This window comes from Micromonospora mirobrigensis, from assembly GCF_900091555.1.
Lineage (GTDB): Bacteria > Actinomycetota > Actinomycetes > Mycobacteriales > Micromonosporaceae > Micromonospora > Micromonospora mirobrigensis.
This window is the reverse complement of record NZ_FMCX01000001.1, coordinates 1,216,598-1,229,139: the sequence shown is the minus strand read 5'-3', so window position 1 is coordinate 1,229,139 and position 12,542 is coordinate 1,216,598. Positions and strand designations below refer to the sequence as shown.

At 71.9% G+C, this 12,542-nt stretch carries 13 protein-coding genes and 1 pseudogene; all 14 read left to right on the top strand.

Annotated features, from left to right (window positions below; genetic code table 11):
* Positions 1 to 7 precede the first annotated feature (7 nt).
* On the top strand, positions 8 to 316 hold the full coding sequence (gene paaB, locus GA0070564_RS05770) for a 1,2-phenylacetyl-CoA epoxidase subunit PaaB (protein ID WP_091604626.1): 309 nt from the start codon (positions 8 to 10) through the stop codon (positions 314 to 316).
* Positions 313 to 1,041 (top strand): 1,2-phenylacetyl-CoA epoxidase subunit PaaC, encoded by a 729-nt coding sequence (gene paaC / locus GA0070564_RS05765; protein ID WP_091603468.1) that lies wholly within the window; start codon positions 313 to 315, stop codon positions 1,039 to 1,041. Before paaB ends, paaC begins: the two co-directional genes overlap by 4 nt.
* A complete protein-coding gene (gene paaD / locus GA0070564_RS05760; protein WP_091603466.1) occupies positions 1,035 to 1,511 on the top strand; it encodes a 1,2-phenylacetyl-CoA epoxidase subunit PaaD in 477 nt (158 codons plus the stop codon). The genes paaC and paaD overlap by 7 nt, the downstream gene beginning before the upstream one ends.
* Positions 1,508 to 2,626 (top strand): 1,2-phenylacetyl-CoA epoxidase subunit PaaE, encoded by a 1,119-nt coding sequence (paaE, locus tag GA0070564_RS05755; RefSeq protein WP_091603464.1) that lies wholly within the window; start codon positions 1,508 to 1,510, stop codon positions 2,624 to 2,626. The genes paaD and paaE overlap by 4 nt, the downstream gene beginning before the upstream one ends.
* Before the next feature lie 336 nt (positions 2,627 to 2,962).
* Entirely contained in the window at positions 2,963 to 4,153 is a 1,191-nt protein-coding gene (gene mqnC / locus GA0070564_RS05750) for a cyclic dehypoxanthinyl futalosine synthase (protein ID WP_091603461.1), read from the top strand.
* Between the two features lie 358 nt (positions 4,154 to 4,511).
* Positions 4,512 to 5,864: a cell wall anchor protein gene (locus GA0070564_RS05745; protein WP_091603458.1), complete on the top strand. Its 1,353-nt coding sequence runs from the start codon at positions 4,512 to 4,514 to the stop codon at positions 5,862 to 5,864.
* 103 nt (positions 5,865 to 5,967) lie between these two features.
* A complete protein-coding gene (locus GA0070564_RS05740; protein ID WP_091603456.1) occupies positions 5,968 to 6,678 on the top strand; it encodes a demethylmenaquinone methyltransferase in 711 nt (236 codons plus the stop codon).
* 81 nt (positions 6,679 to 6,759) lie between these two features.
* Entirely contained in the window at positions 6,760 to 6,984 is a 225-nt protein-coding gene (locus tag GA0070564_RS05735) for a hypothetical protein (protein ID WP_091603454.1), read from the top strand.
* A 135-nt stretch (positions 6,985 to 7,119) separates the two neighbouring features.
* Positions 7,120 to 8,394 (top strand): geranylgeranyl reductase family protein, encoded by a 1,275-nt coding sequence (locus tag GA0070564_RS05730; protein WP_091604623.1) that lies wholly within the window; start codon positions 7,120 to 7,122, stop codon positions 8,392 to 8,394.
* 180 nt (positions 8,395 to 8,574) lie between these two features.
* Positions 8,575 to 8,940 carry an NADH-quinone oxidoreductase subunit A gene (locus tag GA0070564_RS05725; protein WP_091603451.1) on the top strand — a complete coding sequence of 122 codons (366 nt, stop codon included), beginning with the start codon at positions 8,575 to 8,577 and terminating at the stop codon, positions 8,938 to 8,940.
* Positions 8,941 to 8,954: 14 nt separating this feature from the next.
* Positions 8,955 to 9,632: a NuoB/complex I 20 kDa subunit family protein gene (locus GA0070564_RS05720; RefSeq protein WP_088969370.1), complete on the top strand. Its 678-nt coding sequence runs from the start codon at positions 8,955 to 8,957 to the stop codon at positions 9,630 to 9,632.
* Positions 9,629 to 10,366: an NADH-quinone oxidoreductase subunit C gene (locus GA0070564_RS05715; RefSeq protein ID WP_091603448.1), complete on the top strand. Its 738-nt coding sequence runs from the start codon at positions 9,629 to 9,631 to the stop codon at positions 10,364 to 10,366. The genes GA0070564_RS05720 and GA0070564_RS05715 overlap by 4 nt, the downstream gene beginning before the upstream one ends.
* Entirely contained in the window at positions 10,363 to 11,688 is a 1,326-nt protein-coding gene (locus GA0070564_RS05710) for an NADH-quinone oxidoreductase subunit D (RefSeq protein WP_091603445.1), read from the top strand. Before GA0070564_RS05715 ends, GA0070564_RS05710 begins: the two co-directional genes overlap by 4 nt.
* A pseudogene (gene nuoE, locus GA0070564_RS30310) lies at positions 11,685 to 12,497 on the top strand (NADH-quinone oxidoreductase subunit NuoE); the annotation flags it as partial. The gene GA0070564_RS05710 and the pseudogene nuoE, both read left to right, overlap by 4 nt.
* Positions 12,498 to 12,542: the final 45 nt, after the last annotated feature.

The following is a 12,542-nucleotide window of genomic DNA, read 5'->3' as shown; positions in this document are numbered from 1 at the left end:
TGAGGGCATGCCCGGCCAGCACCGCGTGAGCACCGAGCAGCACACCCCGCTCTGGGAGGTCTTCGTGCGGGCCCGGCGCGGGCTGTCGCACACCCACGTCGGCAGCCTGCACGCCCCCGACGCCGAACTGGCGCTGCGCAACGCCCGGGACGTCTACACCCGGCGGCAGGAGGGCGTGTCGATCTGGGTCGTCCCGGCCGCCGCGATCACCGCCTCCAGCCCGGACGAGAAGGACGCCTTCTTCGACCCGGCCGCGGACAAGGTCTACCGCCACCCGACGTTCTACGAGGTGCCGGAAGGGGCGGGCCACCTGTGAGCGCCGATCTCTTCGACTTCGTCCTCGGGCTCGGCGACGACGCGCTGATCGCGGCGCAGCGGCTCGGCGAGTGGACCTCCCGCGCGCCGGAGATGGAGGAGGACATCGCGCTGGCCAACATCGCCCTCGACCAGCTCGGCGCCGCCCGTCTGCTGCTGACCTACGCGGGTGAGCTGGAGGGCGCCGGCCGGGACGAGGACGCCCTGGCCTACCTGCGCGGCGACCGGGAGTTCCGCAACTGTCTCCTGGTCGAGCTCCCCAACGGCGACTTCGCGGTCACCATGGCGAAACTGTTCTTCCTGTCGGCGTACCAGCTGCCGCTCTACGACGCGCTGGCCGGGTGCGGCGACGAGCGGCTGGCGGCGATCGGCGCCAAGGCCCGCAAGGAGTCGGCGTACCACCTGGACCACTCCTCGCTCTGGGTGCGGCGGCTCGGCGACGGCACCGAGGAGTCGCACCGGCGCATGCAGGAGGCCGTCGACCAGGTGTGGCCGTACACCCACGAGCTGTTCGCGGCGGACCCGGCGGCGCCGGTCGATCCGGCCGGCCTGCGGGCCGGCTTCGAGGCGACCGTCGAGCCGGTGCTGACGGAGGCGACCCTGACCCGGCCGGGCGACGGCTTCACGCCGGGCGGTGGCCGCCAGGGCCTGCACACCGAGCACCTGTCGTTCCTGCTGGCCGAGATGCAGGTGCTGCACCGCGCCCACCCGGGGGCGAGGTGGTGAATCCGAGGGAGGCCGCGGCGGCGGTGGTGGACCCGGAGATCCGGGTGATCACCATCGACGAGCTGGGCATCCTGCGGTCGGTGGAGACCGATCCGGCCACCGGCCGGGTCGTCGTCACCATCACCCCCACCTACACCGGCTGCCCGGCGATGGACGTGATCCGCGCGGACGTCCGCCGGGCGCTGGCCGCGGCCGGCCACCCCGACGCCGAGGTCCGCACGGTCTACAGCCCGGCCTGGAGCACCGACTGGATCTCCGATTCCGGTCGGGCCAAGCTCTCCGCCGCCGGCATCGCCCCGCCCGCCCCTGTCGCCCGGCCGAACGTGGTGCCGCTGACCCTCGCCGTGCGCTGTCCGCGTTGCGGTTCCCCGGAGACCGAGCAGGTCAGCCGCTTCGGCTCGACCGCCTGCAAGGCGCTCTGGCGCTGCCGTTCCTGCTCCGAACCGTTCGATCACCTGAAGGCGCTGTGACTGTCACCATCACCCGCCCGGTCCGTCGCCGGCCGGCCTTCCACCCGCTGAGCGTGACGGCCGTCGACCGGCTCACCGACGACGCCGTCGCGATCACCTTCGCCGTGCCGCCGGAGCTGCGGGAGACCTTCGCGTTCTCCGCCGGCCAGCACCTGACCCTGCGGCTGCCCGGCGAGGCCGCCGCCGACGGCGGGGACGTGCGGCGGTCGTACTCGATCTGCTCGACCCCGGACGACCTGGCCCGGCACGGCCGGCTGCGGATCGGGGTGCGGGAGATCCCCGGCGGGGCCTTCTCGGCGTACGCCTGCGGCGCGCTGCGGCACGGCGACACCGTGGAGGTGCTGCCCCCGCTGGGGCACTTCACCACGGCGTTCGCCTCGGACCGGGCCCGGCACTACGGCGCGGTGGTCGCCGGCTCCGGCATCACCCCGGTGCTGTCGCTGGTCGCGACCGCGCTGGCCGTCGAGCCGGCCAGCACCTTCACCCTGGTGTACGGCAACCGCACGGCGAACACGGTGATGTTCGCCGAGGAGTTGGCCGACCTCAAGGACCGCTATCCGACCCGGCTGCACCTGGTGCACGTGCTGAGCCGCGAGCAGGGCGAGTCGCCGCTGCTCTCCGGCCGGATCGACGCCGAGCGGCTGACCCGGCTGCTGGAGACGGTCGTTCCCGGCGACACCGTGCAGGAGTGGTTCCTCTGCGGCCCGTACACGATGGTGGTGGACGCCCGGGCGCTGCTGACCGGCCGGGGTCTGCCGGAGTCGGCGGTGCACACCGAGCTGTTCCACGTCGACGCGCCGCCGGAGCCGGTCCGCCGCCCGTCCGACGAGCCGGGCGCCGGCGCCGAGGTGACGATCGTGCTGGACGGCCGCTCGTCGAGCTTCACGATGGGCCGCGACGAGCGGGTGCTGGACGCCGCGCTCAAGGTCCGCGGCGAGCTGCCGTACGCCTGCAAGGGCGGGGTCTGCTCGACCTGCAAGGCCAAGGTCGTGGTGGGCGAGGTGACGATGGCTCGCAACTACGCGCTGGAGCCGGACGAGGTGGCCGCCGGCTACGTGCTGACCTGCCAGTCCAGCCCGACCACCGACAGGCTCACGGTCGACTACGACGCGTGAGGTTTAGGGCGGCGGCAGTGTGTCGTCACACCTGGTTGCTTCCCCGGCGACCCGACCACAACCTCCCGCCGCCTTTGCTCTGCTGCTGCGGACGCGACACCTGCCTTGACCAGGCGATTCCTGATTGCTGGCGCGGCGCGCCCCGGGATGGACTATCACGGTAGGTGACTGTTGCGCGGGTGGCAGCAGAGCAAAGGGTGGGCGGGGTATGGGTGGGCCGGGGCGCTTGGTCACGGAGAGTGCTGGAGTGTCGGTCGGGGCCGCCCGCCGCCGAGGAGGTCACATCCGGGTGGGCGCGCTTCATGGGGGCGGGCCGGGCGACGTAGGCTCGGGGGCGTGACGGTGAGCCGGGAGATCGACGACATCCTGCAGCGCGGCGCGGACGGCGGGCGGATCACGCCCGAGGAGGCCCTGCTGCTCTACACCGAGGCGCCCTTCCACGCCCTCGGCGAGGCGGCCGACGCGGTGCGCCGGCGGCGCTATCCGGACAACATCGTCACCTACCTGATCGACCGCAACATCAACTACACGAACGTCTGCGTGACGGCGTGCAAGTTCTGCGCCTTCTACCGCGCGCCGAAGCACTCCGAAGGGTGGACCCACCCGACCGAGGAGATCCTGCGGCGCTGCGGCGAGGCGGTCGAGCTGGGCGCCACCCAGGTCATGCTCCAGGGCGGCCACCACCCGGACTACGGCGTGGAGTACTACGAGGAGCTCTTCTCCTCGGTCAAGCAGGCGTACCCGCAGCTGGCCATCCACTCGATCGGCCCGAGCGAGATCCTGCACATGGCCAAGGTCTCCGGGGTGAGCCTGGACGAGGCCATCGCCCGGATCAAGGCCGCCGGGCTGGACTCCATCGCCGGGGCGGGCGCGGAGATGCTGCCCGAGCGACCGCGCCGGGCGATCGCCCCGCTCAAGGAGTCCGGCGAGCGGTGGCTGGAGGTCATGGAGCTGGCCCACCGGCAGGGGGTCGAGTCGACCGCCACCATGATGATGGGCACCGGCGAGACCGCCGCCGAGCGGATCGAGCACCTGCGGATGATCCGCGACGTGCAGGACCGCACCCGGGGCTTCCGGGCCTTCATCCCGTGGACGTACCAGCCGGAGAACAACCACCTCAAGGGCCGCACCCAGGCCACCACCCTGGAATACCTGCGGCTGGTCGCGGTGGCCCGGCTCTTCTTCGAGACCGTGCCGCACCTCCAGGCGTCCTGGCTGACCACCGGCAAGGACGTCGGCCAGCTCGCCCTGCACATGGGCGTCGACGACCTGGGCTCGATCATGCTGGAGGAGAACGTGATCTCCTCGGCCGGCGCCCGGCACCGCTCCAACCTGCACGAGCTGATCGGCATGATCCGCACCGCCGGCCGGATCCCGGCCCAGCGGGACACGCTCTACAACCGGCTGGCCGTGCACCGGACGCCGGCGGACGACCCGAGCGACGACCGGGTGGTCTCGCACTTCTCCTCGATCGCCCTGCCGGGCGGCGGAGTGGGCAAGGCCCTCCCGCTGGTCGAGGCGCGCTGACCGCTCAGGTCACAGCCGGGGAACGGTTTGCGCGTGGGGGCTGGTGCCCGCCGCCCGGGGTCGCTAACGTGCCCGCTCGTAACGCCGTTGCGCGGCCCTGACCAGGGACGGACGGCGACACAGGTCCTCCATCGGCCCAGGCGGGCCGTTCACATAACGCACGGCAGTCGGGAGCGGGACGGTTTCGTCCCGCTCCCGCTGTGTCCTCGACGGAGCGTCGACGGATCCCGGCCGGTTCGACCGGCTCGGCCGGCGGAACGGGTGGGGGAAATCCGGACGGCGGTCCTGGCGTGGCGGGACCGGCTTCGATAGCGTCCCTCGGGTTCCGCACTTTCCCGTCCCTTACCCCGGGGGATCGATGATCTTTGTAAACCGCTCGGCGCTGGCGCGTGCCGGTGCCGCAGCCCTGCTCGCCGTGGGCGGCCTCGCCGTCGCGACCACACCCGCCGCCGCCGCACCGGCGCCGACCGTCCCCGCGCCCGCCGGCGCCGCAGCCGGTGGCGAGGCCGACCTGGCCCTGGTGCCGCTCAGCACGAAGCTTGCGGTGGGCGTCCGGGAGGCCCGGGCCAAGCCGTTCAAGTTCACCGTGGACAACACCCGTGGCGCTGCCGACGCCCGCGACGTGACGTACACGGTGGACATCAGCAACCTGGATCCCGACCGGGTCGGCTACCTGCTGGACCCGGACTGCGCCGTCGCCCGGGACGGCGACAGCTTCACCTGCCCGCTCGGCGACCTGGCCGGCGGCACCAGCGAGGACTTCGCGATCCCGCTGTTCAGCACCGGCGGCAGGGGCGACGCCGGCAGCCTCACCGTCACCATCGGCTCGGCCACGGCCGACCAGGAACTCGGCGACAACACCGTCGACCTGGACATCGAGGTGACCGAGGCCGGCTACGACCTGACCGCCTGGGCCCAGGACGTCTACGCCGACGCGGTGGTCGACGGCGACGACGCCGGCGAGAACGCCCTGCGCGGGGTCCGGCCGGGCGACACCGCGCCGCTGGACTGGTTGGTCTACAACGCCGGCAGCCGGGCCACGACCGGGGTCTTCTACGGCATCACCCTGCCCGCCGGGGTCACCTTCGCGGAGCTGCCGGCCGGCTGCGTACGCCAGGAGATCGGCGGGCTCGCCCAGGCGTTCTGCCAGGACGACGCCGTCGTGCTGCGGCCTGGCGAGTTCTACACCGACACCGTGCGGGTGACCGTCGACGCGCGGGTCGACGACCCGGTGCTGCGGATCGGCAACCTCTTCGCCGTCGGCCTGGACGGCGTCTCGGCCGGCCGGGCCAAGGAGCAGCCGCGGGTCGCCACGAAGGCGCAGCGTCGCGCCCTGGCCGAGGTGGACGAGGGGGACAACAGCACGGTCTTCGACGTCTTCGTCGACCTCTCCGCCGAGCCGACCCCCGGCCCGACCGGTCAGCCGACGCCGACCCCGACCGCGACGGCGACTCCGACGACCGCCCCGACCGCCTCACCGACCGTGGCGCCGACCGGGCAGCCGTCCGCGTCCGCCACGACCCCCGGCGCCGGTGGTGACGGCGGCGGCTCCGGCTCCGACGACGGTGGGCTGCCGGTGACCGGTGTGCAGGCCGGCCTGATCGGCGGCATCGGCCTCGCGGTGCTGGCCGCCGGTGCGGCGCTGCTGCTGCTCGCCCGGCGTCGCCGGGTGGTGCTGGTCACCCCGGGTGACGAGACGCCGACCGACTGATCCGTACGCGGAGAGCGGGGGCGCGGTGGTCACCACCGCGCCCCCGTCCGCGTCCCGGTGACCCACCGGGCGTACGGGCGCGGGCGGCTGGCAGAGTGGAGGGGTGAGCCGTACCCCGCAGGGCCAGCGCGCCAGCCTGGACAAGTCTCCGCACGAGGTCGCCGCGATGTTCGACGGCGTGGCGGCTCGCTACGACCTGACCAACACGGTCCTCTCCTTCGGGCAGGACCGGTTCTGGCGCCGGGCCACCCGGGCCGCCCTCGGCCTGCGCCCCGGTGAGCGGGTGCTGGACGTCGGCGCCGGCACCGGTGTGTCGACCGAGGAACTGGCCCACTCCGGCGCGTACGCGGTCGGCGCGGACCTCTCGCTCGGCATGCTGCACGCCGGCAAGCGGAGCCGGCCGCAGGTTCCGCTGCTGGCCGGGGACGCGCTGCGGCTGCCGTTCGCCGACGCGAGCTTCGACGCGGTGACCATCTCCTTCGCCCTGCGCAACGTGTCGGACACCGACGCGGCGCTGCGCGAGCTGGCCCGGGTCACCCGGCCCGGCGGTCGGCTGGTGGTGTGCGAGTTCAGCACCCCGGTCAACCCGGCGTTCCGGACCGTCTACCTGTCGTACCTGATGCGTTCGTTGCCGGCGGTGGCCCGCGCGGTGTCCAGCAACCCCGACGCGTACGTCTACCTTGCCGAGTCGATCCAGGCCTGGCCGGACCAGCGGGCCCTAGCGGCGCGGATCGGCGCGGCCGGCTGGGGTCGGGTCGGCTGGCGGAACCTGACCGGGGGAGTGGTGGCGCTGCACCGCGCGACCCGCGACTGATCCGACCCGCGGATGAGAGTTACCTGGATATCCTGCGTGATTTGACGCGGTTGTCCACTTTGCGCCCGTAAGCTCGGGCGCATGACGCGAGCAGACGAGGCGCCCGGCGCGACGGACGAGGACGCCGCCGAACTCATCGCCCAGCTCCGCGCGCTGGCCGGCGCCGATCCGGCCGACGTCCGCCAGGTGGTCGCCGAGGTGCTGGGCGCGTTGGACCGGGCGGCCGGGGGCGCGCTGCGTGAACACCTGCCGGAGTCGATCCGGATCGACGCCGGACTGGACCCGGTGACGCCCCGTCACGGCTGACGCCGCAGTGGACGCTCACCCGCCGTCACCTCGCCCGGTTAGGCCCACCTAACCCGGCCCGCATATGACGTCGGTCATAGACTCCAACCCGATCGGCTTGTGAAGCATTTCACGAGCATGCGGGAGGAGGCGCAGATGACCGCGGTGGAGAACGACGCCGACGTGATCGTCGTGGGCGCCGGTCCCGGAGGATCGGCGACCGCATACCACCTGGCGCGGCACGGCGTACGCGTGCTGCTGCTGGAGAAGACCGAGTTCCCCAGGGAGAAGGTCTGCGGCGACGGGTTGACCCCGCGCGCCGTACGTCAGCTCATCCGGATGGGCGTGGACACCTCGCCCGAGGCCGGTTGGCTGCACAACAAGGGCCTACGGGTGATCGGCGGCGGGGTACGCCTGGAACTGGACTGGCCCGACCTGGCCAGCTTCCCCAACTACGGCCTGGTCCGCACCCGGCTCGACTTCGACGACCTGCTCGCCCAGCGTGCGGTCGCCGCCGGGGCGAAGCTGCGGACCGGCGTGAACGTGCTGGGCCCGGTGCTCGGCGCCGACGACCGGGTGGTCGGCGTGCAGGCCGAGGTCGGCCCGGACAAGGAGCCGGTCAGCTTCCACGCGCCGCTGGTGGTCGCCGCGGACGGCGTCTCCGGCCGGTTCCCGCTCGCCCTCGGGCTGGCCAAGCGGGAGGACCGGCCGATCGGCGTCGCGGTCCGCCGCTACTACAAGTCACCGGCGAAGCACGACGACGACTACCTGGAGTCGTGGCTAGAGCTGCGGGCCAAGGGCAGCGACGCGCTGCTGCCCGGCTACGGCTGGATCTTCGGCCTCGGCGACGGTCGGGTGAACGTCGGCCTGGGCGTGCTGAACTCCTCGGCGGCGTTCGGCAAGACGAACTACCGGCGGCTGCTCACCGACTGGTTGGCCAACACCCCGCAGGACTGGGGGATGACCGACGAGACCAACGCGGAGGGGCCGATCCTCGGTGCCGCGCTGCCGATGGGCTTCAACCGGGTCCCGCACTACACCCGAGGGGTGCTGCTGGTCGGCGACTCCGGCGGCATGGTCAACCCGTTCAACGGCGAGGGCATCGCGTACGCGATGGAGTCCGGTGAGCTGGCGGCCGAGGTCGCCGTGCAGGCGCTGGCCCGGCCGGCCGGCCCGGAGCGCGAGCGGGCGCTGATGGCGTACCCGCAGGAGCTCAAGGCGCGGTTCGGCGGCTACTACCGGCTCGGCGGGATCTTCGTGAAGCTGATCGGCCGGCCGGAGGTGATGCGGATGGCGACCAAGCACGGCATGCCGCACCCGTTGTTGATGCGCTTCGTGCTCAAGCTGCTGGCCAACCTGACCGACCCGCGCGGCGGGGACGCGATGGACCGGGTCATCAATGCGATGACGAAGGCGGCCCCGGCCGTGTAGCGCGAGGAGTGAGCTTGCGAGCCCCGCAGTCGCAACCCAAGAGGGTGCCGTGTAGCGCTGGCACCGCCGCCGTCCCGGCGCGCGGAGAGATCGACCCCCGCTGACGGAGGTCACGAGGGACGTGAATAGTGTGATTTTGGTCAAGCACCGAGGGCAGGGAAGGACGAGCAGGAGACAACGATGACGCTCTCGCCTTACGCACCGATCATCGGGCTGTTCGCCCTCGCCGCGGCGTTCGCGCTGTTCTCGGTGGGCGCCGCCCGCTTCGCCGGTCCCCGGCGGTTCAACAAGGCCAAGCTCGAGGCCTACGAGTGCGGCATCGAGCCGAGCCCGCAGCCGGTGGGCGGCGGCCGGTTCCCGATCAAGTTCTACCTGACGGCGATGCTCTTCATCGTCTTCGACATCGAGATCATCTTCCTCTACCCCTGGGCGGTCTCGTTCGACGCCCTGCCGATCTTCGGCTTCGTGGAGATGGTCATGTTCATCGTCGCGGTCTTCGTCGCATACGCCTACGTCTGGCGGCGCGGCGGCCTGGACTGGGACTGAGGGAGGTACGTCAGATGGGCATCGAGGAGAAGCTCCCCGCCGGCGTCCTGCTCACCTCCGTGGAGAAGCTGGTCAACTGGTCGCGGAAGTCGTCCGTCTGGGGCGCCACCTTCGGCCTGGCCTGCTGCGCCATCGAGATGATGGCCGCCGGTGGTCCGCACTACGACATGGGCCGCTGGGGCATGGAGGTCTTCCGGGCCTCGCCGCGGCAGGCGGACCTGATGATCGTGGCCGGCCGGGTGAGCCAGAAGATGGCGCCGGTGCTGCGCCAGATCTACGACCAGATGGCCGAGCCCCGCTGGGTCATCTCGATGGGCGTCTGCGCCAGCAGCGGCGGCATGTTCAACAACTACGCCATCGTGCAGGGCGTGGACCACGTCGTCCCGGTCGACATGTACCTCCCGGGCTGCCCGCCCCGGCCGGAGATGCTCATCGACGCGGTGCTCAAGCTCCGCGAGAAGATCATGTACGAGCCGCTGGGCGCGAACGGCCGCAAGATGCTCGAGGCCCGCAAGGCGCGCGGTGACGTCCCCGTGGTCCCGTACGGCTCGATGCCGTCGTCGTACCGCAACGACAAGGCCCGGCGTGCCGAGTGGACCAAGGCGGTCCGCGAGGGGCGCGAGGAGCAGCTCCGGATCGAGAACTGGATGAAGGCGCAGAACCACCTCCACCCGTCCGGGGGTATCAAGTGACCGCACCGAACGACAGGAACGACAACGCGGGGGTGCCGGTACCGGTCACCCCGGCCGGCGCGAGCAGCACCGCCCCCGCCGAGTACCCGCCGGCCAGCCCGGCCGGGCGCGGCATGTTCGGCACCCAGGGCAGCGGCGACGTCTCCGGCTTCGGTGGCCTGGTCCGCCAGCGCAAGCCCGTCGAGGGGAGCCCCCGGCCGTACGGCGGCTACTTCGACGAGGTCCGGGACGCGCTGGAGGAGGCGTACCCGCAGTTCGGCGAGGCGATCGAGAAGGTCGTCGTCGACCGGGGCGAGCTGACCCTGCACGTCCGTCCGGAGCGGATCGCCGAGGTCTGCCAGGTGCTGCGGGACGACATGGCGCTCCGCTTCGAGCTCTGCTCCTCGGTGTCCGGCGTGGACTACCTGGGCGCCGACGAGCGGCGGCTGCACGTGGTCTACCAGCTCACCTCGATGACCTACCGGCGGCGGATCCGGCTGGAGGCCGCCGTCTCCCCCGAAGCGCCGCACCTGCCGAGCGTCACCGCCGTCTACCCGACCGCCGACTGGCAGGAGCGGGAGGCGTACGACATGTTCGGCGTCGTCTTCGACGGCCACCCCAACCTGACCCGGATCCTCATGCCGGACGACTGGGAGGGCCACCCGCAGCGCAAGGACTACCCGCTGGGTGGTGTCCCGGTGGAGTACAAGGGCGCCGAGATCCCGCCGCCGGACCGGAGGAGGTCGTACCAGTGACGACGTCGAACTACGCCACCGAGCGCGAGACCACCGAGGGCAAGGTCTTCACCGTCACCGGTGGGGACTGGGACCAGGTCGTCTCCGGCACCGACCCGATCAGCGACGAGCGGATCGTGGTCAACATGGGTCCGCAGCACCCGTCCACGCACGGCGTGCTGCGGCTGATCCTGGAGCTGGAGGGCGAGACGGTCCGGGAGGCCCGCTCGGTCGTCGGCTACCTGCACACCGGCATCGAGAAGAACCTGGAATACCGCAACTGGGTCCAAGGCTCGACGTTCGTGACCCGGATGGACTACCTCTCCCCGATCTTCAACGAGACGGCGTACGCGCTCGCGGTGGAGAAGCTGCTCGGCATCACCGACGACATCACCGAGCGGGCCAACACCATCCGGGTGCTCATGATGGAGCTGAACCGGATCTCCTCGCACCTGGTCTGGCTGGCCACCACCGGCATGGAGCTCGGTGCGATCAACATGATGCTGTACGGCTTCCGCGAGCGGGAGTACATCCTCGAGATCTTCGAGATCATCACCGGCCTGCGGATGAACCACGCGTACGTCCGCCCGGGCGGGGTGGCGCAGGACGTGCCGGACGACGCGATCGTCAAGATCCGCAAGTTCCTCGACCTGATGCCGAAGAAGCTCAAGGAGTACGAGAACCTCCTCTCCGGCCAGCCGATCTGGCTGGAGCGTACGCAGCACGTGGCGGTGCTGGACGTGACCGGCTGCCTGGCCCTGGGTGTGACCGGCCCGGTGCTGCGCTCGGCCGGGCTGGCCTGGGACCTGCGCAAGACCATGCCGTACTGCGGCTACGAGAGCTACGAGTTCGACGTGCCGACGCACACCGACGGCGACGTGTGGGGCCGCTACCTGGTCCGGCTCGCCGAGATCCGGGAGTCGCTGAAGCTGGTCGAGCAGGCGCTGGACCGGTTGAAGCCCGGCCCGGTGATGGTGGCCGACAAGAAGATCGCCTGGCCGGCGCAGCTGGCCATCGGCGTCGACGGCATGGGCAACTCGCTGGAGCACGTCGCCAAGATCATGGGTCAGTCGATGGAGTCGCTGATCCACCACTTCAAGCTCGTCACCGAGGGCTTCCGGGTCCCGCCGGGCCAGGTCTACGTGGCCGTCGAGTCGCCCCGCGGCGAGCTGGGCGTGCACGCGGTCTCCGACGGCGGCACCCGACCGTACCGGGTGCACTACCGGGAGCCGAGCTTCGTCAACCTCCAGGCCCTCCCGGCGATGGCCGAGGGCGGCCTGATCGCCGACGTGATCGCCGGCGGCGCCTCGCTGGACCCCGTGATGGGTGGTTGTGACCGATGAGTTTTTCTGAGACGACGCGGGAGCGGGCGCGGGAGATCATCGCCCGGTACCCGGCCGACCGGTCCCGCTCGGCGCTGCTGCCGCTGCTGCACCTGGTCCAGGCCGAGGAGGGGTACGTCTCCCCGGCCGGCGTGCAGTTCTGCGCCGAGGTGCTCGGCCTGAACAAGGCGCAGGTCGGCGCGGTGGCGACCTTCTACACCATGTACAAGCGCAAGCCGACCGGTGACTACCTGGTCAGCGTCTGCACCAACACGATGTGCAACGTGCTGGGCGGCCAGGAGGTCTACGACACCCTCGCCGAGCACCTGGGCGTCGGGCACGACGAGACCACCGACGACGGCCAGATCACCCTGGAGCACGCCGAGTGCCTGGCGGCGTGTGACTACGGCCCGGTGATGACCGTCAACTACGACTTCTTCGACAACGTGGACCCGCAGGGCGCGCTCGGCGTGGTCGAGGAGCTGCGGGCCGGCGGCCGGCCGATGCCGACCCGCGGCGCCCGGCTCTGCACGCTGAAGGAGATGGCGGTCCAGCTGGCCGGCTTCGCCGACGAGCGGGACGGCGCGGTCGCCGACGGCGGACCGGGCGAGCCCACGCTGCGCGGCCTGCGCCTGGCGCAGCAGCACGGCATCTCGGTGCCCGGGTACGACCCGAACACCCCGATCCGCAGCAAGGCCGAGGCCGACAAGGCCGCCGCCGAGGCCAAGGCGAAGGCGGAGGCCGCGAAGCCGGCCCCGGCCGCCGCCCCGGCCAAGGGCGGCGACGGCGCGGCCACCCCGGTGCACGACGCCGGCACCTCCCAGCCGGCGGAGAAGACGGGCGACGGCGCCTCCGCCCCGACGGTTCCCGGGTCC

Coding starts and splice junctions, on each gene's coding strand:
- paaB (WP_091604626.1), top strand. CDS start 8: ATGCCCGGCCAGCACCGCGTGAGCACCGAGCAGCACACCCCGCTCTGG.
- GA0070564_RS05745 (WP_091603458.1), top strand. CDS start 4,512: ATGATCTTTGTAAACCGCTCGGCGCTGGCGCGTGCCGGTGCCGCAGCC.
- GA0070564_RS05735 (WP_091603454.1), top strand. CDS start 6,760: ATGACGCGAGCAGACGAGGCGCCCGGCGCGACGGACGAGGACGCCGCC.
- GA0070564_RS05730 (WP_091604623.1), top strand. CDS start 7,120: ATGACCGCGGTGGAGAACGACGCCGACGTGATCGTCGTGGGCGCCGGT.
- GA0070564_RS05725 (WP_091603451.1), top strand. CDS start 8,575: ATGACGCTCTCGCCTTACGCACCGATCATCGGGCTGTTCGCCCTCGCC.
- GA0070564_RS05720 (WP_088969370.1), top strand. CDS start 8,955: ATGGGCATCGAGGAGAAGCTCCCCGCCGGCGTCCTGCTCACCTCCGTG.